This is a genomic window from Rhizobium sp. WCS2018Hpa-16, from assembly GCF_031843705.1.
GTDB lineage: Bacteria > Pseudomonadota > Alphaproteobacteria > Rhizobiales > Rhizobiaceae > Agrobacterium > Agrobacterium tumefaciens_C.
This window is the reverse complement of sequence record NZ_JAVTIX010000001.1, coordinates 868,410-887,411: the sequence shown is the minus strand read 5'-3', so window position 1 is coordinate 887,411 and position 19,002 is coordinate 868,410. Positions and strand designations below refer to the sequence as shown.

Annotated in this window: 24 protein-coding genes and 1 tRNA gene; 14 read left to right on the top strand and 11 right to left on the bottom strand. The window is 55.5% G+C overall.

What is annotated here, in order from left to right; all coding sequences use genetic code 11:
• Positions 1-3: 3 nt before the first annotated feature.
• On the bottom strand, positions 4-1,761 hold the full coding sequence (gene argS / locus RQI55_RS04510) for an arginine--tRNA ligase (protein WP_243255883.1): 1,758 nt from the start codon (positions 1,759-1,761) through the stop codon (positions 4-6).
• A 71-nt stretch (positions 1,762-1,832) separates the two neighbouring features.
• Positions 1,833-3,050 carry a deoxyguanosinetriphosphate triphosphohydrolase gene (locus tag RQI55_RS04505; protein WP_243255882.1) on the bottom strand — a complete coding sequence of 406 codons (1,218 nt, stop codon included), beginning with the start codon at positions 3,048-3,050 and terminating at the stop codon, positions 1,833-1,835.
• Positions 3,051-3,242: 192 nt separating this feature from the next.
• Between RQI55_RS04505 and erpA the strand changes: the two genes are divergently transcribed.
• Together erpA and xth are read left to right on the top strand one after the other, a co-directional pair.
• Positions 3,243-3,572, top strand: coding sequence for an iron-sulfur cluster insertion protein ErpA (gene erpA, locus RQI55_RS04500; protein WP_042619345.1), 330 nt, complete (start codon positions 3,243-3,245; stop codon positions 3,570-3,572).
• Positions 3,573-3,666: 94 nt separating this feature from the next.
• Positions 3,667-4,461, top strand: coding sequence for an exodeoxyribonuclease III (gene xth, locus RQI55_RS04495; RefSeq protein ID WP_243255880.1), 795 nt, complete (start codon positions 3,667-3,669; stop codon positions 4,459-4,461).
• Between the two features lie 88 nt (positions 4,462-4,549).
• On the opposite strand, the gene RQI55_RS04490 is transcribed toward xth, so the two are convergent.
• From RQI55_RS04490 to RQI55_RS04480, 3 genes are all read right to left on the bottom strand, one after another.
• A complete protein-coding gene (locus RQI55_RS04490) occupies positions 4,550-7,393 on the bottom strand; it encodes a valine--tRNA ligase (RefSeq protein ID WP_243255878.1) in 2,844 nt (947 codons plus the stop codon).
• Positions 7,394-7,651: 258 nt separating this feature from the next.
• Positions 7,652-8,581 (bottom strand): PopZ family protein, encoded by a 930-nt coding sequence (locus tag RQI55_RS04485; RefSeq protein ID WP_243255876.1) that lies wholly within the window; start codon positions 8,579-8,581, stop codon positions 7,652-7,654.
• 227 nt (positions 8,582-8,808) lie between these two features.
• A complete protein-coding gene (locus RQI55_RS04480) occupies positions 8,809-9,480 on the bottom strand; it encodes a protein-L-isoaspartate O-methyltransferase (RefSeq protein WP_243255875.1) in 672 nt (223 codons plus the stop codon).
• A 253-nt stretch (positions 9,481-9,733) separates the two neighbouring features.
• Here RQI55_RS04480 and RQI55_RS04475 point away from each other — a divergent pair, with 253 nt between their 5' ends.
• The 6 genes from RQI55_RS04475 (at position 9,734) to RQI55_RS04450 (ending at position 11,985) form a co-directional block, all read left to right on the top strand.
• On the top strand, positions 9,734-9,886 hold the full coding sequence (locus RQI55_RS04475; RefSeq protein WP_065701140.1) for a DUF3309 family protein: 153 nt from the start codon (positions 9,734-9,736) through the stop codon (positions 9,884-9,886).
• A 140-nt stretch (positions 9,887-10,026) separates the two neighbouring features.
• A tRNA-Cys gene (locus tag RQI55_RS04470) sits at positions 10,027-10,100 on the top strand.
• A gap of 172 nt (positions 10,101-10,272) precedes the next feature.
• Positions 10,273-10,554 (top strand): hypothetical protein, encoded by a 282-nt coding sequence (locus RQI55_RS04465; RefSeq protein WP_311272104.1) that lies wholly within the window; start codon positions 10,273-10,275, stop codon positions 10,552-10,554.
• Positions 10,551-11,177 carry a hypothetical protein gene (locus RQI55_RS04460; RefSeq protein WP_311272105.1) on the top strand — a complete coding sequence of 209 codons (627 nt, stop codon included), beginning with the start codon at positions 10,551-10,553 and terminating at the stop codon, positions 11,175-11,177. Before RQI55_RS04465 ends, RQI55_RS04460 begins: the two co-directional genes overlap by 4 nt.
• 90 nt (positions 11,178-11,267) lie before the next feature.
• Entirely contained in the window at positions 11,268-11,720 is a 453-nt protein-coding gene (locus RQI55_RS04455) for a hypothetical protein (RefSeq protein ID WP_311272106.1), read from the top strand.
• Positions 11,721-11,775: 55 nt separating this feature from the next.
• A complete protein-coding gene (locus RQI55_RS04450) occupies positions 11,776-11,985 on the top strand; it encodes a hypothetical protein (protein WP_311272107.1) in 210 nt (69 codons plus the stop codon).
• 5 nt (positions 11,986-11,990) lie between these two features.
• On the opposite strand, the gene RQI55_RS04445 is transcribed toward RQI55_RS04450, so the two are convergent.
• From RQI55_RS04445 to RQI55_RS04430, 4 genes are read right to left on the bottom strand one after another with little or no spacing between them, the layout of a single operon-like run.
• Positions 11,991-12,293 carry a hypothetical protein gene (locus RQI55_RS04445; protein ID WP_311272108.1) on the bottom strand — a complete coding sequence of 101 codons (303 nt, stop codon included), beginning with the start codon at positions 12,291-12,293 and terminating at the stop codon, positions 11,991-11,993.
• Positions 12,290-12,604, bottom strand: coding sequence for a hypothetical protein (locus RQI55_RS04440; protein WP_311272109.1), 315 nt, complete (start codon positions 12,602-12,604; stop codon positions 12,290-12,292). The genes RQI55_RS04445 and RQI55_RS04440 overlap by 4 nt, the downstream gene beginning before the upstream one ends.
• On the bottom strand, positions 12,601-12,921 hold the full coding sequence (locus tag RQI55_RS04435) for a hypothetical protein (RefSeq protein WP_311272110.1): 321 nt from the start codon (positions 12,919-12,921) through the stop codon (positions 12,601-12,603). The genes RQI55_RS04440 and RQI55_RS04435 overlap by 4 nt, the downstream gene beginning before the upstream one ends.
• A 54-nt stretch (positions 12,922-12,975) precedes the next feature.
• Entirely contained in the window at positions 12,976-13,155 is a 180-nt protein-coding gene (locus RQI55_RS04430; protein ID WP_311272111.1) for a hypothetical protein, read from the bottom strand.
• A gap of 123 nt (positions 13,156-13,278) precedes the next feature.
• On the opposite strand from RQI55_RS04430, the gene RQI55_RS04425 reads away from it, so the two are divergent.
• The 3 genes from RQI55_RS04425 (at position 13,279) to RQI55_RS04415 (ending at position 15,195) form a co-directional block, all read left to right on the top strand.
• Positions 13,279-13,524, top strand: coding sequence for a helix-turn-helix domain-containing protein (locus RQI55_RS04425; RefSeq protein ID WP_311272112.1), 246 nt, complete (start codon positions 13,279-13,281; stop codon positions 13,522-13,524).
• Entirely contained in the window at positions 13,521-14,087 is a 567-nt protein-coding gene (locus RQI55_RS04420) for a hypothetical protein (protein WP_311272113.1), read from the top strand. Before RQI55_RS04425 ends, RQI55_RS04420 begins: the two co-directional genes overlap by 4 nt.
• 145 nt (positions 14,088-14,232) lie before the next feature.
• Positions 14,233-15,195 carry a site-specific integrase gene (locus RQI55_RS04415; protein ID WP_311272114.1) on the top strand — a complete coding sequence of 321 codons (963 nt, stop codon included), beginning with the start codon at positions 14,233-14,235 and terminating at the stop codon, positions 15,193-15,195.
• Here RQI55_RS04415 and RQI55_RS04410 read toward each other — a convergent pair.
• On the bottom strand, positions 15,192-16,016 hold the full coding sequence (locus RQI55_RS04410; protein ID WP_311272115.1) for a hypothetical protein: 825 nt from the start codon (positions 16,014-16,016) through the stop codon (positions 15,192-15,194). The two genes, RQI55_RS04415 and RQI55_RS04410, sit on opposite strands and share 4 nt — an antisense overlap.
• A gap of 741 nt (positions 16,017-16,757) precedes the next feature.
• On the opposite strand from RQI55_RS04410, the gene RQI55_RS04405 reads away from it, so the two are divergent.
• The 3 genes from RQI55_RS04405 to RQI55_RS04395 all read left to right on the top strand — a co-directional run bounded on the left by RQI55_RS04405 (position 16,758) and on the right by RQI55_RS04395 (position 18,279).
• A complete protein-coding gene (locus RQI55_RS04405) occupies positions 16,758-17,468 on the top strand; it encodes a DUF6602 domain-containing protein (RefSeq protein ID WP_311272116.1) in 711 nt (236 codons plus the stop codon).
• Positions 17,469-17,649: 181 nt separating this feature from the next.
• A complete protein-coding gene (locus RQI55_RS04400; protein ID WP_311272117.1) occupies positions 17,650-17,886 on the top strand; it encodes a hypothetical protein in 237 nt (78 codons plus the stop codon).
• Between the two features lie 138 nt (positions 17,887-18,024).
• On the top strand, positions 18,025-18,279 hold the full coding sequence (locus RQI55_RS04395; RefSeq protein WP_311272118.1) for a hypothetical protein: 255 nt from the start codon (positions 18,025-18,027) through the stop codon (positions 18,277-18,279).
• A 9-nt stretch (positions 18,280-18,288) separates the two neighbouring features.
• Here RQI55_RS04395 and RQI55_RS04390 read toward each other — a convergent pair whose 3' ends face one another.
• The gene (locus tag RQI55_RS04390) at positions 18,289-18,927 is read right to left on the bottom strand and encodes a hypothetical protein (RefSeq protein ID WP_311272119.1); all 639 of its coding nucleotides are present in this window, start codon (positions 18,925-18,927) and stop codon (positions 18,289-18,291) included.
• Between the last annotated feature and the right edge of the window lie 75 nt (positions 18,928-19,002).

Sequence of the window (19,002 nt, the reverse complement as noted above, 5' to 3'; positions counted from 1 at the left end):
ATGTTATCGCATTTCGTCAGGTGCGTCCGCTCCTAAAAGCGTCAGTCCCGACCGCAGTACGTTTGCGACAGCATTCACCAGCCCTAATCTGGCAACGCTCAATTCTCGGTTTTTATCGTTAACAAAACGTAATTCTGGCTGATCTTTACCTTTATTCCAGTGTCCATGGAAGGAACTGGCCAGATCATACAGGTAAAAAGCCAGACGATGCGGCTCGTGATTAAGCGCCGCAGATTCGATCAGACGAGGGTATTCGGCCAGTTTAGCAATAAGCTGCAACTCATTGATATCACTGATCAAAGAAGCGCCATCTACAAGTGTTGCATTAGCAACATCAAGGTTCGGAAACGCCTCTTTCGCCTGCCTGAAAACAGACATGCAGCGGGCATGCGCATACTGCACATAAAATACCGGATTATCTTTGGATTGCTCCGTTACCTTGGCAAAATCGAAGTCCAGAGGCTCGGAATTCTTCCGATAGAGCATCATGAATCGCACCGGGTCGCGTCCAACCTCGTCCACGACATCGCGCAATGTCACGAAATCGCCGGAGCGTTTCGACATTTTGACCGGTTCGCCATCACGGAAAAGTTTGACCATTTGGCACAGAAGAACCGTCAGCTTGGACTTGCCTTCGGAGACAGCCCGCGCAACCGCTTCCAGACGCTTGACGTAGCCGCCATGGTCGGCACCCAGAACATAGATCATCTCGCCAAAGCCGCGATCATACTTGTCCTTGAAATAGGCAACGTCGGCAGCAAAATAGGTGTAGGAGCCGTCGGACTTGATCAGCGCGCGGTCCATGTCATCGCCCACTTCGGTGGAGCGGAACAGGGTCTGTTCGCGGTCTTCCCAATCGTCCGGCAACTCACCCTTCGGTGGCGGCAGGGTTCCCTTGTAGACATGGCCCTTGAAGGTCAGATCGTTGATGGCAGACTGGATTGGTCCGCCATTAGCCGCATGCAGCGTGCGTTCCGAATAGAACAGGTCATGCTTGACGTTCAGCGCGGCCAGATCCTCACGAATCATCGCCATCATCGCGTCGATGGCGCGGTCCTTGACGATGGGCAGCCACTGGTCTTCTGGCATGGCGCGAAGCTTGGTGCCAAACTCCTGCGCAAGCGCTTCACCAAGCGGCACGAGGTAATCACCGGGATAGAGGCCCGGCGGGATAGCACCCACATCTTCGCCCAGCGCTTCGCGGTAACGCAGGAAAACGGAGCGGCCCAGCACATCGATCTGCGAGCCGGCATCGTTGATGTAATATTCCTTGGTCACGCCATATCCGGCAAACGCCAGAATATTGGCAAGCGTATCACCCACCACAGCGCCACGGCAGTGGCCCACATGCATGGGCCCGGTCGGGTTGGCAGAAACATATTCAACGTTGATGCTCTTGCCTGCACCAACAGTCGAGCGGCCATAATTGTCGCCCTGCCCGATCATGCCCGCCAGCAGACGCTGCCAGTAGGCCACGGAAACACGGATATTGATGAAGCCGGGGCCGGCAACATTGACGCTGTCAATGTCCTCGTCCTGCTCAAGTGCGGGAACGATCAGCTCTGCCAGTGCACGGGGATTTGTGCCCAGCGGCTTTGCCAGCACCATGGCGGCGTTGGTCGCGACATCACCATGGCTTGGATCGCGCGGCGATTCCACGGTGATTCGGCCGAAATCGACAGCATCGCGGTTGGCTTTGACGAGGTCGATCGTCTCAAGCGCGTTTTTGATTCTGGTATCGAAATCGGCGAAAAGGTTCATGATAATATACCTGCGCGAAGGCTGTCTCTTGAGGTCCCGGCATTGAAAAACCGGTTCTGCGGTGCCGCTGCCTATCGTAAATCGGGTGTGTGGTCAAACAGGCGCTGGTGGGCTTTCAGTGCATAACTGTCGGTCATACCGGCGAGATAATCCCCCACATGCCGGGCTTTTGCCCCCACGCTCATGCCGGAAATGACATCCACCCAATGGTGGCTCTGCATTTCTGCGGGCACTTCCATGTAACGGTGAAACAGGTCTGTCACAATTTGCGTGGCACCTGCCCGGATGCGCATGATGTCGGCATGGCGATATATATGCTTGAACAGCAGCTTCTTGATCAGCCTGTCGGTTTCGGCCATCTCAGGCGAAAACGCAGCCACCGTGAAACTGGCACCCCTGATATCGGCGGCGCAAGTTGGCTTCAGCTTCAATAGGTTTTGCTGCGCAACGCCGATCACGTCCTCCACCATGCGGGTAATCTGGCGGCGCATGATTTCATGGGCAAAGCGATCATCTTCAAGATTAGGATATTTCGCCCGAACTTCTGCCATCAGGCCGCTGAGAAAAGGCACCTCCTCCAGCATGTCGAAGGTCAGATACCCTGCCCGCAGGCCGTCATCGATGTCATGCGTGTTGTAAGCAATATCATCGGCAATGGCCGCGACCTGCGCTTCAAGGCTGGCAAATGTGCCGATTTCCAGATCCTGCAGTTCACAATATTCCAGAATGGGCAAGGCGACCGGGCCGTGACTACCATTGGCGTTTTCACCCACCAGCGGGCCGTTGTGCTTCACCAGCCCTTCCAGGGTTTCCCATGTCAGGTTGATGCCGTCATATTCGGCGTAGCGACGCTCAAGCTTGGTGACTATGCGCAGCGACTGGGCATTGTGGTCAAAGCCGCCATAGGGCTTCAGCATCTCGTCCAGCGCGTCCTCGCCGGTGTGGCCAAAGGGTGTGTGGCCAAAATCGTGAACCAGCGCCACGCCTTCCGCCAGGTCCTCATCCAGCTTCAGCGCGCGGGCCAGCGCGCGGGCAATCTGCGCCACTTCCACCGTGTGCGTCAGTCGCGTCCGATAATGGTCGCCATCGGGGCTGATAAACACCTGTGTCTTGTGCTTCAGGCGTCTAAAGGCGGTTGTGTGAACGATGCGGTCGCGGTCACGCTGAAACTCGGAGCGCGTCAGGCTGGATGTCTCGGGAAACAGACGTCCACGCGTCGTCCATGGGTCGGTGGCATAAACCGCCCGCTCTCCGCTTCCGAAACCCAGTGCACGCTGATCGATTATCATTCGTTCTCCTGCTGAACGTTATCCGGCGGTCTTGCCATTGACCTTTGCCTTTACCCTTCATACCTATCTCGAAGGTTGCCGCAAAGCGTCATCGCCGCGCAACACGGCTATAGACCGTTAATTTGACTGGTTTATAATCGCTCTACAGAAAAACACCGCTCTCCGGTTCTTGACCCCGGTTGGAGAAACCACATGACCACACAGATTACACTCTCAGAATCCGCTGCAAAGCGAATCGCCCAGATCGTCTCTTCCGAAGAGGGCAAGCAGTCCCTGCGCGTCTCCGTCGAAGGCGGCGGCTGCTCCGGCTTCTCCTATAAGTTCGATCTTGATGGCGCGCCGACGGACGACGACCTCGTGATTTCCCGAGACAATGCCAAGGTGCTAATCGACAGCATGTCGGTTGTCTACATGGAAGGTTCCGAGATCGATTTTGTCGATAACCTCCTCGGCCAGTCCTTCCAGATCAAGAACCCCAACGCCGTGGCAAGCTGCGGCTGCGGCACCAGCTTTTCGGTCTGAACCACGTCGCTTATACCCTGTTGAAACTGTGAAAACGGGTGGCATTCGCGCGGCTATGGTTTAAATACAAACCGTAGCGAAAATGGAATGTCCGATGAAGATTGCCACCTGGAACATCAACGGCGTCAAGGCGCGCATCGAAAACCTCTGCCAATGGCTGAAGGATTCGAGCCCGGATATTGCCTGCCTTCAGGAAATCAAATCGGTCGATGAGAACTTTCCCCGCCTCGAAATAGAGGCGCTTGGCTACCATGTGGAAACCCACGGCCAGAAAGGTTTCAACGGCGTCGCGCTGCTTTCCAAGATAATGCCGGATGAAATCCATCGCGGCTTGCCCGGTGATGATGCGGATGAACAGGCGCGCTTCATCGAAGGCGTCTTTTCCGTCAAAGGCGGCGTTATCCGCGTTTGCTCGCTGTATCTGCCGAACGGCAACCCACCTGATGATCCGGTCAAATACCCCTACAAGCTGGCATGGATGGAGCGCTTGCGCCTTCACGCCAAGGACCGTCTTCTGCTCGAAGAACCCCTCATCCTGGCGGGCGATTACAACGTCATCCCGGAACCGTTCGATTGCTACGACCCACGCGCCTGGGAAGGCGATGCGCTGTTCCTGCCCAAGACCCGCGCCGCATTCCGACAACTGGAAAATCTTGGCCTTGTCGATGCCACCCGCACTACCACCGATGAGGCGGGCCTTTATACGTTCTGGGATTATCAGGCTGGCGCATGGCCAAAGAATAACGGCATCCGCATCGATCACCTCATGCTGTCATCACAGGCTGCTGATAGACTTCAGTCCGTCTCGATTGAAAAGCACGTCCGCGCCTGGGAAAAGCCCTCTGACCACGTGCCGGTCTGCGGCTATTTTGATTTCGCAGCACCCTGATCGCGTTGTTACGCGATAAATCTCTGCCATCACAACAAATATGACGCGCAAACAATTTGGCCGCCCGAAGGCGGCCAAATGTTGAATGTTATCCGGCTTCGTTCACACGAAGCAGCGCGGTGCGCAGGCTTGCCACCTGCATGTCAAGCTCGGCCTTGCGCTCGCGGTCTGCAGCAACAACCTCAGGGTCTGCATTGGCCACGAACTTCTCGTTCGAGAGCTTCTTGTCGATCCGCTCCAGCTCAGCTTCCGCCTTGCCGATAGCCTTGTCGAGACGCGCCTTTTCAGCCGCGACGTCGATGAGGTTGCCGAGCGGAATGCACACGGTCGCCTCACCCAAGACCAACTGTGCAGAACCCTTCGGAGCCACATCGGCGGCCCGAATCTCGTCTGCGCGTGCCAGCCTGCGGATAGCAGCAGAATGGCGGTCGAGGCGCGCTTCCGTGGTCGGGTTTGCGGCAACGATCACCAGCGGTGCGGTGGCACCCGGTGGCACGTTCATCTCTGCGCGGGTCGAGCGAATGCCGGACACGAGATCGACAAGCCAGTTGATTTCAGCCGCCGCCGCATCATCGCGGAACTGCGGTGCTGGCCAATCCGTGTGGCACAGCAGGTCCGCACGTTCCTCGCCCTCACCTGCCGAATGCGCCCAAAGCTCTTCCGTCATGAACGGCATGAACGGGTGCAGCAGCTTGTAGATTTCTTCCAGCACGTAGGCCACGCAAGCCTGCGCTTCCCGCTTGGCGTCTTCGTCGTCACCGCTGAATACAGGCTTCAACAGTTCCAAATACCAATCGCAAACCTGGTTCCACACGAAACGATAGAGCGAGCTTGCCGCATCGTTGAAGCGGTAGTTCTCGATATAGCCGGTGACTTCCTTTGCCGTATTGGCAAGCTCGGTCAAAATCCAGCGGTTGATCGTCTGCTTCGTGGCTTCAGGAATGAAATGCGGGTCACGCTTCACGCCGTTCATTTCGGCAAAGCGGGTCGCATTCCACAGCTTGGTACCGAAGTTGCGGTAACCGGCGATGCGGGCCGGATCCAGCTTCACGTCACGGCCCTGCGCTGCCATCACGGCCAGCGTAAAGCGCAGTGCATCCGCACCATACTCGTCGATCAGGTCCAGCGGATCGATGACGTTGCCCTTGGACTTCGACATCTTCTGGCCGTTCTTGTCACGAACCAGCGCGTGGACATAGACCGTGTTGAACGGCTCGACAGGGTTGCCCGCATCGTCCTTCATGAAGTGCAGGCCCATCATCATCATCCGGGCAACCCAGAAGAAGATGATGTCGAAGCCCGTGACGAGCACGTTGGTCGGGTAATAGCGCGCAACTTCCGGCGTCTTTTCCGGCCAGCCCAGCGTGGAGAATGGCCACAGCGCAGAGGAGAACCATGTATCGAGAACGTCTTCGTCGCGGGTCAGAATCTCACCCGGCTTGAAGTTCTCAAGCTTCTCCTCAACCCATGCCTTCCATGGTCCCTCATGGGACAGATAGTGCTGGATTGCAGCCTGCAGCGCGTCTTCTTCGCTCTTTTCAACAAAGACCTGACCATCCGGACCGTACCATGCGGGAATCTGGTGTCCCCACCACAGCTGGCGGGAAACACACCACGGCTGGATGTTTTCCATCCACTCGTAATAGGTCTTATCCCAGTTTTTCGGAACGAAATTGGTGCGGCCTTCGCGGACGCTCTCGATCGCAGGCTTGGCCAGCGTCTTGGCGTCCACATACCACTGTTCCGTCAGGCGCGGCTCGATAGGAACGCCGCCACGGTCGCCATGCGGCACCATGTGCTTGTGCGGTTCGATCTTGTCGAGCAGACCGGCTTCTTCGAAGATTTCCACGATGATCTTGCGCGCGGCAAAGCGGTCCTGCCCTTCCAGACGGTCCCAAGCGCCATGCAGAGCGGCCGGATGATCAAGTCCCTCCACGAAATCTTCGTTTTCCTTGATGCAGATCGTACCATCGATATTCATGATGTTGATGGCGCGCAGACCCGTGCGCTTTCCGACCTCAAAGTCGTTGAAGTCATGCGCAGGCGTAATCTTCACCGCGCCGGTGCCGGCAGCCGGATCGGCGTAGTCATCCGCGACAATCGGGATCTTGCGCCCGACGATTGGCAGAATGACATGCTTGCCGACGATGCCCATGTAACGCCGGTCTTCCGGGTTCACCGCAATGCCGGTATCGCCCAGCATCGTCTCGGGCCGGGTGGTCGCAACGACGATATAGTCGCGGGTCTCGTATTCCGTCGGCTCTCCACGGTCATCCCAAGCACACGGGTATTGGTAGGTTACGCCCTTTTCAAGCGGATAGCGGAAGTGCCAGAGATTGCCCTTGATCTCCTGCGGCTCGACTTCCAGATCGGAAATCGCTGTCAGCAGCTTGGGGTCCCAGTTCACAAGGCGCTTGTCCTTGTAGATCAGCCCCTGCTTGTAGAGCGTGACGAAGACTTCGAGAACGGCTTCGGAAAGCCCCTCGTCCATGGTGAACCGCTCACGCGACCAGTCGCAGGATGCGCCCAGACGCTTCAGCTGATTGAAGATCAACCCGCCCGATTCTTCCTTCCACTCCCAGATCTTTTCGACAAAAGCCTCACGGCCCATCTCGCGACGGCCAGGAAGCTTGTTTTCCATCAGCTTGCGCTCGACAACCATCTGCGTGGCAATGCCGGCATGGTCCATGCCCGGCTGCCACAGCACGTCCTTGCCGCGCATGCGCTCGAAGCGGACCATGATGTCCTGAAGCGTGTTGTTCAGTGCATGCCCCATGTGGAGCGAGCCGGTCACATTCGGTGGCGGGATGACAATCGTGAACGACTGCGCGCCGGGCTTTGCATTAGCACCAGCGCGAAAAGCGTTTGCATCATCCCAAGCCTTGGCGATCTTGGGTTCTACGGATGCGGAATCGTAGGTCTTCTCGAGCATTTACGGACCTGAATTTTAGAGTTCCAGAGCATGTTGCGCAAAACAATGGAGCAGTTTTACGGTAATCACACGCGACAATTCAAAGAAACTACAGCACTTCACGAATCTGACCAAACGTGACGCACCATAGGGATGAATTTTTAAATAAGGATGGGGGGTCGAGAGTCAACAGCATCTGCACATTTCAACGGCAAAGCGCTGCAAACAAAAAAGCCGCCCCATGGTGATGGAGCGGCCTGATCAGGTTTGAATTCGCTCTTAGCGACGCGGGCCGCGGGCCACGCGTTCGATCTCTTCGCGCACCAACCGCTCCACCAGCGTCGGAAGGTTGTCTTCCAACCATTCCTGCAGCATAGGGCGCAACATGTCCTGCGCCATCTCTTCGATGGTTGGGCGCTCCACGCCGTCGAAAAGCTCGGCAAGCTCACCGAAGGACTGCGCGATCTGCGCACCAGCGGCTTCCGAAATCAGCTTCAGCGACAGGCGATCTTCGCTCTGAGGCTTTTCTGGCGCAACGCTGACAGGCGGCTGGGCAACGATCTGCGGCATGGGTGCAGAAGGCTGTTCCGGCTCCACGGCGCCGCGAAGCTCCATGGTTTCCCACACGGGCAAAGGCATCTGAGGAGCCGGTGCTGGCGCTTCCGCTGCGGGCGGCGTGTAGGCTGGCACCGCCTGTGGCTGCGGGCGTGCCTGTGCGGCATTCAGCAAGGGGCGCATGTCTGTCGGGCGTGGTGCTGGCGCAGGGCGCTCCTGCTGAAAATAGGATTGCGAAACAGGCGCTGGCTGGGAGGCCGCAGCGGCTTCAGCCGCGCGCTGCTGGGCGGCAACGCCCTGCGGGCCGAGCGCCGCATTGCGGTCTGCCGCTGCACGCACGCGGGCGGCAACATCAGCCAGAGACATGGTCTTTTCACCGGAATCAGCCATGGCCATATCGACCCGCTCCATCATGCTCGGCTCGTGCTGCTGGCGCGCGCCATAGCCCTGATTGGCCGCAGGCGGCACATGGGCAGGCGGGCTGGCTGGTTCGGCCGCATAGGCCGAATCCGCGTCTTCGTATTCGTCATAGGCTGGAGCCAGAGGCGCAGATAGAGCATCAGCCGAGGCGGGCTCGTTGCTTTCGATTATCCGGCGAATGGATGCCAGAATTTCTTCCATCGATGGTTCGCGCGCGACGCTGGACTGAGCCATTGTTCATCCTCGATTTTCATATTCACACCGGAAGATGGTCAGCTTCCGAATCACCCACACTGTATGACACCGTGAAGAAGAAATGAATCCGTCAGGCCCCCTCAAGCTGCTCACTGCACAGCTTTATTTCGATGGAATGGGCAATCAAACAAAAATACCGGACCCTGCGGCCCGGCATTTCATGACGTTTGATGCAGCGTAACTGACGTTTGATGCAGCGTAACTGATCAGAAAACGAATTCGCGTGCCTTGGCAAAGCCCGGAACCGGCTTCACCGAGGCATTGAAGAATGCGGTGGACGATGTGCCCTTGCCGTCACGACGATAAACCATTGCTTTGGCCGAATTGCCGTAACCAACCACGGCCACCAGACGTCCGCCATCACCCAGTTGCTCGAGAAGTGCTGCAGGCACCTCTTCCACAGAACCGCTGATGAAGATGACATCATAAGGCGCATCCGCTGCATGGCCGCGCGCAAGCTCGCCCTTCACCGTCGAAACATTGTCATAACCCAGCGCAGAAAGCGTCGTGGTCGCGCTGGCGCTCAACTCTTCATCCTGCTCCAGCGAGATGACGGAGCCAGCCAGCTGCGACAGAACAGCTGCCACATAGCCACGGCCGCCGCCAATTTCCAGCACCAAATCATCCTTGGTGATGGCTGCGAGCTGCAGCATCTTGGCCAGAGGCGATGCCTTCATGATGTAACGAGCCGCCTGCCCGTCCTTTGCTGGACAGATCTGGAGATCTTCGTCTGCATAGGCGATCTTCTTCACGTCGGCAGGAACGAACTCTTCCCGCGGCACGGCCAGAAATGCCTTCAATACAGAATGCGAGGTCACGTCTGTCGTGCGCAACTGGCTGTCCACCATTTTGCCGCGTGCGTTTTCGAAGTCCATCATGTCGTTTCGCCTCAATACAAGCTCGAGAGCAGCCTTAAATTATGACTGCGGTTGCCTACCGTCTTAATTGCCCGCGCGGATGCTTTCAAGCGCAAGCATACACCCGAACCGTTAAAAACACGGCTTGCCGCCCGGCCTTGCAATTTTGCACCCCTTCCCAGGCGACCTTCCCGTGCGAACTGCCCATTCAGGAACTTTTTATCTGCCTAACCATTCTTGCAGTGAGAGACGACACAAAACATTGGAGGCCACCATGCTCGGCACAATTCTCGTTATCCTGCTTATCCTCTTCCTCATCGGCGCCCTGCCAAACTGGGGCTTCCACAATTACGGATACGGTCTGTCAGGCGGCTTGGGCCTCGTTCTAGTGATTGTGCTGATCCTCGTCCTCCTAGGCCGGATCTGACACAGACGAGACAACCGCGTTTCCCAAATGGTGGCGACGCGGTTTTCCACAAAACTCCTGCCTTTTTTCAATCGTACCCTATTGCGCGGAAAATGGATTCGTTCTAAATCCCCGCCATGCTTGAGCAATCAGGCGCGTGAGGCCTCGTGGCGGAGTGGTGACGCAGAGGACTGCAAATCCTCGTACCCCGGTTCAATTCCGGGCGAGGCCTCCAAAAAATCACCAATAAAATCAACACGTTAAGAAAACAAACCCTTCTTGCAGTCAGGGTTCCTTGTTGCTTTGTGTTGCGCTCTACTTCCCTTTGATTCCGGGCGTTTCCGTTTGACCTCCGCTGCTCCATGCGACATGAATTGCAACATGCAACATGACTATGGATGTAGGCGATGGTCGATCTATCCCAAGCGATGACCCCTAGTATGGTGGCTGAAACGCTTCGCTCTCGTGGCATAAAGATTTCCGAACGCACCCTGAGAGAGCGCGCGAGGAGGATTGGTGCCTTCCGCGAGATCGGCAAGGCCATGTTCTTCATGCCGGAAGATATCGACGCACTCTTGGAGGCAGCGAAGCCTGCGCTTAAGCCGCCTACCCCTTCCCCACACCAATGGACGGACAAGGATACCGCTGACCTCCGCGCAAAGTTGGTTGCGAAAGAGCGGCGTAAATGACGAAAAAAACCTTCGTAAAACAGGCCGAACTAAAGCGAATGGCAGCTATCGCGAAAAGCGAAGGCGTAGTCGTTTCAATCGAAATGGATGGACGGAAGTTTTCGGTCAGTCCATTCGTCCCTGAAATAACGTCTGCAAGTACCACGAATCACGGCCCTAGCTTTCTGGGCGAGTGGCGAGCTCAGCGGGATGACCGGTTGCGCGGTGATGATTGGTCGGTATCGAGTATTTCCACGCCCAAAAACAACCGACAGAAGGCGATCGACGTCCATAAAACTATCGATGATTGGAACGCCTACCTCGGTTACGACCCAAAAACAATGAATGGGGACGACTACAAACGCTTATTCGCTGCCAAGGAGCAAGAAAGGAGGAAGGAAATTCCGAGCCTCCCGATGACGAAGTTGGAGAGGTCAGCGTTGCGGCAGCTTTTGGCATACGGAGTTGGCGTGCCAGTAAACAACAGCCTCATCAAACCATGTGGGTCAGAGACTGAAGAGAGATTAGAGGCGCGTGGCTTCATAGAATTCCAAATGCACAATAAGTTTCCGGATCAGGTAGAAGCTTACGTTCTCACAGAGGCTGGCCATGCCACAGCCGTCAAGCTTTCAGCCCAGTCTTGACAGACGCGGGCAGTCTGGCACGTTGCGCCGACAAGGTGCGGGGGTCAGGATGGACAAGTTTCTTCAGCTTCTGGGCTGGGAGCGGCGGAAATGACGAAAGAAGCTACCGTCCGACAAGCTGATCTGATTCGGATGGCAAAGGTCGCCAAGGAATTCAACGTAGTCGTAGAGCGGGAGTTAAACGGCATAATTGTCCGGGTGGCGCCCTATGCCAAGGCAGACGATAAACAAGAGGCGCAGCAAAACCGCAGTACCTTCCAGCGTCACAAGCCCCCTACTTCGCCTATTGAGCCAGAGCTCAATAGGTACGAATATGCGGTCATCAAGGCTCTCGCGGCACTCGGCCCAAATGTGAAACAGCTTTCTCGAAAGATAAAATCACTCGGAGTCGCCACTGAAGAGAAGCTTTTGAGTCGTGGATACATCGCGATTTTGAAAGCCGACAGCGGAAAGTATCGAGACGAAAAGGTGTCTCTGACTGACAAGGGTTCCCGTGACTGGGAAACCCACCTCAAGCACATTCGTAATTATCCATATTTGTAGTCGAGGTTGCCGTGGGCGATCATAGCCCGCACCCTCCAGACAGACGGCCGCAACTATGGTCCATGTCGTCGCCAGTGAGTTCGGAATCGTCGGTTTCGAGTTCGAGATCGTCCTCGATGCGAGTGCCGATCCAATGGGCCTGGCCACCTATCGACGGCTCCAGATCGCCGCCCTCTTCAAGATCAGAATCGCCGTCGACAAGATCAAGCAGGGCCACAAGTTCCTCAATTTTGGCTTCGAGGCGAGCGCGGGTGGTTTCGATTGAGGCCCTCATGTTTCCCCTTCCGGTCTCTTGATGAGAACCGTGAGCTGCTCGGAATAATCTTTGTCGTCGTGGGCCATTGAATGACTGGCGTAGCTGGTGCCGTCCGGAAGATTTATGGCTGCGTTCCAGCCGAACATCGTTTCTTTCGTGCGAGGAAGCTTCCGGCATTCTACCAAGAGTTCGATCAGCAGACGGCTGCACTTGGCTTCTTGTGTCTCCACCGGTGCAATAACTGCACTGGCTGCCGCTGAAATAGGTAGCGATGCGACGGCGGCACTGCCAATGAAAGCGCGACGTGTGGTGTTCATAAGAGCTCTCCCTTATGGCCTTGCCTACGGCGATCAAACTTTTCGGTAGTGGCTTGGTTTTCGGACAGCAATTCGAGAGGTACGAACGCAGATTGCATTTCCTGCGGGTTGCGCTGTTCGTTCTGAATATGTTCGAGAACCGAAAGAATGGGTTCAAGACGGCGCTTGGTGCTGCCAAGAATCCAAGACATGTCGGTGCCTTCATTCTGGCTAACCTCGCCATCGGCAAGGCGCTGCGTGAACATGTTCATGACGGCCAAAGCGTCATAGACTGCGTCGATCATTCCTTCTGTGACCGTGCTGCTGCTCATTCTGGGCTCTCCCCGTTCCAGGCCGCGTCGAACTGATTCATCAGGGATTTGCAGCGGCTGGCCACGTTGTTAACGAGGAAAGCCATCTGATCGTCTTCGTGGACGGTTAAGCGGTAAGTGACGGAGTTGGTGCTCTTATCGCCGACGCGGCTGCTCGGTCCGAAAGTGTCGTCGTAAGCGTTAGCCATGATATCGGACATGTGCATCAGTTCTCGCACTACGCCCTCCAGATTACGCATGGCGCTGGCGACTTCCTCGTCTGTCGGTCTCCTTTTAGGCATGGCTTCGCCAGCGGCCTGACCTGATAGGTTCGGCATTGGGTATCTCCAAATTGTGTAGGAAGAGGCTTTGTGTGGCTGTTTGCCGGTCAGTTATGCGAGTTCGAGAACTTTGTAATTTCGCTCGATCGACACTGCAGCTCCACCAATAAAGTTCGGCTGGCGTGGTGCCGGGACAACCAAGGCTGCGCCGTTGTCGCGCTCGGCACGTTCGAAAGCTGCCTTGAGTGCTGGGTTTGTGAAGAGGCTGGAAAGACGAACTTGGTTTGCCATCGTAAACACTCCTAGTTGGTTTATTTACACATCAGTTTGTGTGGATTAACCATCTTATAGAAATGATTTGCTGTCAATAGGTAATTGTGTATTTTACCCAAATACCGATTTAAGGAGACCAACTTGGCGATTACGGGAAACCAGATTAGAGCAGCTAGATCACTCGTCGGCATGGGGCAGCAAGAGCTTGCTGACGCAGCGAAGATTGGCATCAACACAGTTCGCAATATGGAGGGCAGTGCCGGAGAACGCATCAGGGTTCGAACCGATACGCTTGACGCTATCGTCGATGCTCTCAAAGAGGCTGGCGTGATCCTGATCGATGAAGGATCAAGCGAAGGTGGACCAGGCGTGAGGATGGCAAAATGAGCAATTTGCTCGTCACGCTTGGCACCGGCATATTTGAGTTTCAAACCCTTATCTCCGGGCTGCTTGCTATAGGAGCAGCACTGATAGGTGGCTCTTATGTTCTCAGGTCTTCGAGATTGCCGGTCGAAGCACAGAAGCTTCAGACGGAGGCAGAAGAGCGACGGAGGATGGCATATGTGGCAAGAGTTTTGGGCGCAGATCTCATTCGCGTTGGAGAGCTCGCTAAGCAAGCAGTCGGGACCATAAAGGTTGTCGTAGCAAGCAGGACAGATGTGAATGATGATGTCAGGGCGAAGACAATCATCGATATCCATCCCATAGTGGACGATATTCAGGCTATGTCGCTCCTCCCGGCCAGCTTAGCCAGATCGGTGCTTGATGTTCGCCACTCATTGCAACGACACAATTTCGATATGCGGAGAGCTGGCGGATCATTCGGGAGCGACGACTTCCAAAGACACGTTCTAGATCAGGCGAACCATATTTCAACAATTGCTAGCAACGCTGGAAGGACATTGACCAACCTTTCTGATCGAACGATCGAACAGCCACAAACCAGATAGCGAGAAACCCGCTTATCGCTACCAAAGGTATGGTCATCATGCCCATCCCCTGCGTGCATGACACACATACCTTTGAGCCACCTGCATCATACAGCCACCCAAAGGATTGCCACCACGGCAACACCTCTCGACAGGAGAACATTGAATGTCCGCATTGACGTTGATCTCCTCGCAGCCAGGAATACAGGCTGCATCCGATCTATCTGACGCTGCGCTCGACTACGGCCGCGCTGCCCTGTCAGAGAACACCATGCGAGCATACAGAGGCGATTGGCTGGAGTTTGAGGGCTGGTGCAGAGATCGAGCACGGTCGCATCTCCCGGCCACCCCTGCGACCGTGGCAAACTATGCTTCGTCGCTGGCCGATGCTGGCAAGAAGGTGCCGACAATCGCCCGCAAGCTGGCTGCTGTCCGGTTCTTCCATCGTGGCGCCAATCTAGAGAACCCGACTGATAACGCGGGCGTAGCTGCTATCCTGAAAGGCATTCGCCGCACAGTGGGCACAGCAAGCCGCCAGAAGGCTCCAGCAACGGTTGATGTCATTCATGCGATGCTTGCGCGGATCGACACAGAGAGCCTTCAGGGGAAGCGTGACAGGGCATTGCTCTTGCTCGGCTTCGCTGGTGCATTTCGCCGGTCTGAGCTTGTCGCGATCACTGTTGAGGATCTGACCTTCAGCGATGAGGGCGTGGACGTATTCCTGCCTAAATCCAAGACCGACCAAGAGGCGAAAGGCCAGTCGGTTGCCATCCTCAACGGCAAGGCGCTAAAACCGGCTGACAGGCTCAAGGAGTGGCTTGATGCTGCTGGCATAGTCTCGGGCCCGATCTTTCGCCGCTTCAAGCGTGGCGACCGCCTGTCAGACGATACGCTCACACCGCAGGCCGTGGCACTGGTGGTGAAGAAGTATGCCGAGGCGGCTGGCTTTGATGTTGCGAGCCTGTCGGGTCACTCGTTGCGCGCTGGCTTCGTGACATCAGCTGCAGAGAACCGAGCCAGCATATCGCGCATCATGGAAGTCACACGGCACCGTGATCCGCGCACCGTTGAGACATATGTGCGCCGTGCTGATAGGTTTAAGGATCACGCGGGCGATGGGTTTCTCTAGGTTTTTAACACCTCTAGTATTGGCCTGACGTCAGCGTGTGGCATATCGTCTAGCTCCATTAGATTGTAAAGATACACACCCAAGCCCTGCGGTTTAAGTTTGGAAGGCTCGATGTCAGTCAAGCCCAAGGCCGCAACGCCATCGATAGTGATTAGACCTCGCTGAACCAGATCGTGAATTTCATAAAGTGTATCTAAGAGTGGTGACGGAAAATTCGTTTGTGTCCTGTAACTGCTTTGCCGTACCAGATGCCTGTTCTGTATAATGACGACTGTCGAGCGTAGAATACAGAATTGCCGGAACGTGAGCACCTCAGCTGTTTTTGCTAATTGCTGCGCCATCGGAAGCGTGACCCACGTTTCAAAAGCGATATTAGCGAGCATTTTTGACATGTAGGGGAGCTTTTTCTCCTCTGACTCACGTTGTGCTTTTGTGATGATGCTTTCAGCAATTTCATCAGCATTTGACCGACCATCTTCGCGCTCATCGAAAAAACCATCGCTGCGTGTTTGCTTACCTGCCCTTAAACGGTCCTGAATGCCTTGCGCAGTGAGTGCTATCACTCCGCCGACCCTAACGCGCTCACGTGGACCGAGCATCCTTTGGGATACGTCTTCTCCGATATGAGCGAGCGCCTCAGAAGCCATCGTTCCTGCTGCACCTAGTGCCGCCGCTCCAGCAGGGCCAGCCGCAAAAAAACCTAAGGCCGCCCCGACCGCTCCCCCTGCGACTTTCGCGCCCTGCTGGATAAGGGATCGGAGGCGTTTACTGTTTTCTTCTTTGTCCCCGGCCCAGGTAGAGCTGTCGAACTCTTCAGTCATAAAAGCCTCTTTCGGATTTGAGGGCGTGTTCCCTTGTTTCGTAGAGCTTTCGATCGTACGCCCCGCGCCGTCAACTGAAAATGGTTTGTGGAGGCATGGCACCTAGAGGAAAAGGGCGTAAGAATGTTAGTCAGCACAGAGAGAAATCAGTATCGATAAGGGTCTTTCTCGCTATCTAAAATTGATCTTCGTCGCCTTCAGCGGCGCGTCAACGTGGAGTGCTTGACTCTCGCTCGCTGCAATTGCATCTCTAGAAGAAGCATAGATCTGAATTTCTGCCGGCTTCCATCCGAATTTTCTTAAATTAGACTCCTCAACATTGAGAATGCCAAGATGAAATCGTGGTTCGTTTTCCTATCGGTCCTAATTCTCAGTGCGTGCAATGCGATGCCTGTCACCTACGTGGGTGCCAGCGGAAAGTTCGGATCTGGCCAAATCAATGGCGGTCCGGTCAACATGAGCGACGGCGCCTTCTCAATTTCAGATAAAGGCGTTACTTGCTCTGGCAAATTTCCGTCTTGGACAAACTTAACCATCGTGTTCCCCGTCACCTGCACCGACGGCGCAACTGGATCAGTGAATATGACAAGGCCGTTTAACGGTCCTATCGCTGGCGAAGGGTCACTTAGCCTCTCCACCGGTGAAAATCGACGTTTCGTTTATGGCAGGTATTGATTGCGATGAAGACAAACGGCGGCTTCTTTTTGGGGTGTAATCTTCACTTTTGCGAGCAGGTGCCTGATGAAAACAATTCTGTACGACTACTGCCAATACTCGCTGAAGAGGCTGCATGCGTCGTTTGACGCTACAAAAGTCCTCGATCACGGATCATCCCTCGGAAGCATCAGAGAGCAGCTGATTACGGATTTTCTTGTCGACCATCTGCCCTCGGTTTCGAGAATTGTATCTGGCCAGGTTTTTGACGCTCAGGATCAGAGATCGACACAGCAGGACGTAATCATCACGTTGTCAAATGTACCGCGCCTTCCATTCGCGAGCGGTGTCGACCTCGTATTCGCCGAGGGCGTCATCGCTACGCTTGAGATTAAAAGCCGGCTAAATGGACCAACATTAAAACAGATTGGAAATGGCATTTCGTCGGTTCGTGCCTTACGGCCCAATATTTGGGGACACACCTCGACCAATGTTTCCCACACCTGGCCAGGGAGCCGGATACTAAGTGGCGTTCTGACTTACGGGGGATCTTCGCTATCCAGTTTGCACGAAGTACTAAAAACGATGGCTAGTGATACTCAACCCGATTTCGTATTAGATTTGTCTGCCGGGATGCTGATCAAAAACGAGGGCCTGCTACTGGGCAAAAGTGGTGTCGAGGACTTCATAACAATTGACGATCCCGCGCGGGCCCTGATGATGTTTCTGACCTTCCTCACAGAGATCACGAGTACCCTGGCAGGTAGAGGGATCAACTGGCGCGGCTACTGGAAATAGGTAGCCTCCTTCCCCCCCCCCACTATCGCCCGAAAGTTCCGAGTGGGAAAAGAGGTACTCGCTGCGAGCATATCAAAGCCTCCGGATGTATCAGTTGCTATCGATAATCGTCATTCTCGCTATTGATCCGCCTGCCCGTCTGTGATGCAAGCGATCGAGATGAGCAACGAGATGTATTCCCATGGATTCGATACACGCCCGCCGGAAGCATTACGACGAGAGGCTCGGCGCAGCCTTGCGCCAACTGAATGACGCAATCCGCGATTGCCACAAGTCCGGTCTCGATGTCGACGTCAGCACTTTAACGATGCATACGCAGCGTGGGCCGATGATTCAGGTAGATTTACGCAGCTTCCGGCTCGACGGCGCCCCTCCCACGCTGAAGGTCGTTGAGAGCGACCGCTGGAAGCTTTGGTGAAACGTTTAGGCCTTGACCGCAGACGTGGTCACGCTCAGTTATAGACACTACGGTTGGGGTAATGAGATGAAAATCAGAACAGCGTGTTACGCGGCTTTCTCAGCGGTTCTACTCGTAGGCTGCCAGACACAGACACGCATGCTTGAACAGGACGGTGCAATCACTGCCGAGCCTTCAACGGCGGTAGGCTCCGACTATGTCGTCAAGATCCGCAACCTAATAGATATAGGTTTCAATCCCGACGACAAACCAAATCGCGAGCAATGGGCGCTTCGCTTCCTAGGGACACAATGTCCGAAAGGCAGGGTCATGGGGGAGAAAGTACTGGAAACCGGCACCTACGGCTTCGGTAGGCCATCTCGAACCTATTTCATGTATGTCGCTTGCAAATGAGCACCTGCGTTATGCCGAGCGTGCAAGCTGCATGTATTTGAGTGCGGTTGAATAGCTCACACCAGACCGCTTACGCACCCACGGAATCCAGTCCCCCACTGGGAGGCTTCCCTTGACACGGATGAGCTCGCGGCACATCTCGATCGCTTCCTGGCGTCCGAGTTGTCGAACTGATAGATCTCCCTCGGCTTTCTGGACGCGGCGAAGGAATGAATAGCTCACATCGCGGTTTGCCTTCTTGCCCGAGCTGTAGTGCACCAGCATGAGATAGACGGCGCCAGCCAGCGCGTGGCGCATGTGGCTCTTTCCAGAGAGTTCCTGAACGTGCCAGAGAACATAACCGAGCGGGATAGCATCCCACGCCGCGTACCATGACGACAGGTCTTTATCGATCCAGTCGCTGCAGGACTGCACGAGATCACTGGCAGCCCACAGCGACGTTTCCGTTATGAGCCCTTGATTGTTCTTTGTCTCTGCCAGCGTGGACAGCACCAGGCGCGCGTGCGGTTCACCATGCTTTGCCATGATACGACAGATAGTTCCTATGGCGCGCGTCTGACCGGGAACGGGCATCTCATTGGCGGGAATGACTACAATCTCAAACTCGGCGCATAGGCGGCGGGCATCAGGCTCGTTTTCAAGCGGCAAAGCTGTCTCCCGGTGGTCAGTCTGTCATCAGCTGTATCAAGTCACGATGACGGCGGCCGATCTCGGCCATCTCAC

Excerpts from the sequence above, each read along its gene's own strand:
- argS (WP_243255883.1), bottom strand. The coding sequence starts at position 1,761 with ATGAACCTTTTCGCCGATTTCGATACCAGAATCAAAAACGCGCTTGAG.
- RQI55_RS04505 (WP_243255882.1), bottom strand. The coding sequence starts at position 3,050 with ATGATAATCGATCAGCGTGCACTGGGTTTCGGAAGCGGAGAGCGGGCG.
- erpA (WP_042619345.1), top strand. The coding sequence starts at position 3,243 with ATGACCACACAGATTACACTCTCAGAATCCGCTGCAAAGCGAATCGCC.
- xth (WP_243255880.1), top strand. The coding sequence starts at position 3,667 with ATGAAGATTGCCACCTGGAACATCAACGGCGTCAAGGCGCGCATCGAA.
- RQI55_RS04490 (WP_243255878.1), bottom strand. The coding sequence starts at position 7,393 with ATGCTCGAGAAGACCTACGATTCCGCATCCGTAGAACCCAAGATCGCC.
- RQI55_RS04485 (WP_243255876.1), bottom strand. The coding sequence starts at position 8,581 with ATGGCTCAGTCCAGCGTCGCGCGCGAACCATCGATGGAAGAAATTCTG.
- RQI55_RS04480 (WP_243255875.1), bottom strand. The coding sequence starts at position 9,480 with ATGATGGACTTCGAAAACGCACGCGGCAAAATGGTGGACAGCCAGTTG.
- RQI55_RS04475 (WP_065701140.1), top strand. The coding sequence starts at position 9,734 with ATGCTCGGCACAATTCTCGTTATCCTGCTTATCCTCTTCCTCATCGGC.
- RQI55_RS04465 (WP_311272104.1), top strand. The coding sequence starts at position 10,273 with ATGGTCGATCTATCCCAAGCGATGACCCCTAGTATGGTGGCTGAAACG.
- RQI55_RS04460 (WP_311272105.1), top strand. The coding sequence starts at position 10,551 with ATGACGAAAAAAACCTTCGTAAAACAGGCCGAACTAAAGCGAATGGCA.
- RQI55_RS04455 (WP_311272106.1), top strand. The coding sequence starts at position 11,268 with ATGACGAAAGAAGCTACCGTCCGACAAGCTGATCTGATTCGGATGGCA.
- RQI55_RS04450 (WP_311272107.1), top strand. The coding sequence starts at position 11,776 with ATGGTCCATGTCGTCGCCAGTGAGTTCGGAATCGTCGGTTTCGAGTTC.
- RQI55_RS04445 (WP_311272108.1), bottom strand. The coding sequence starts at position 12,293 with ATGAACACCACACGTCGCGCTTTCATTGGCAGTGCCGCCGTCGCATCG.
- RQI55_RS04440 (WP_311272109.1), bottom strand. The coding sequence starts at position 12,604 with ATGAGCAGCAGCACGGTCACAGAAGGAATGATCGACGCAGTCTATGAC.
- RQI55_RS04435 (WP_311272110.1), bottom strand. The coding sequence starts at position 12,921 with ATGCCGAACCTATCAGGTCAGGCCGCTGGCGAAGCCATGCCTAAAAGG.
- RQI55_RS04430 (WP_311272111.1), bottom strand. The coding sequence starts at position 13,155 with ATGGCAAACCAAGTTCGTCTTTCCAGCCTCTTCACAAACCCAGCACTC.
- RQI55_RS04420 (WP_311272113.1), top strand. The coding sequence starts at position 13,521 with ATGAGCAATTTGCTCGTCACGCTTGGCACCGGCATATTTGAGTTTCAA.
- RQI55_RS04415 (WP_311272114.1), top strand. The coding sequence starts at position 14,233 with ATGTCCGCATTGACGTTGATCTCCTCGCAGCCAGGAATACAGGCTGCA.
- RQI55_RS04410 (WP_311272115.1), bottom strand. The coding sequence starts at position 16,016 with ATGACTGAAGAGTTCGACAGCTCTACCTGGGCCGGGGACAAAGAAGAA.
- RQI55_RS04405 (WP_311272116.1), top strand. The coding sequence starts at position 16,758 with ATGAAAACAATTCTGTACGACTACTGCCAATACTCGCTGAAGAGGCTG.
- RQI55_RS04400 (WP_311272117.1), top strand. The coding sequence starts at position 17,650 with ATGGATTCGATACACGCCCGCCGGAAGCATTACGACGAGAGGCTCGGC.
- RQI55_RS04395 (WP_311272118.1), top strand. The coding sequence starts at position 18,025 with ATGCTTGAACAGGACGGTGCAATCACTGCCGAGCCTTCAACGGCGGTA.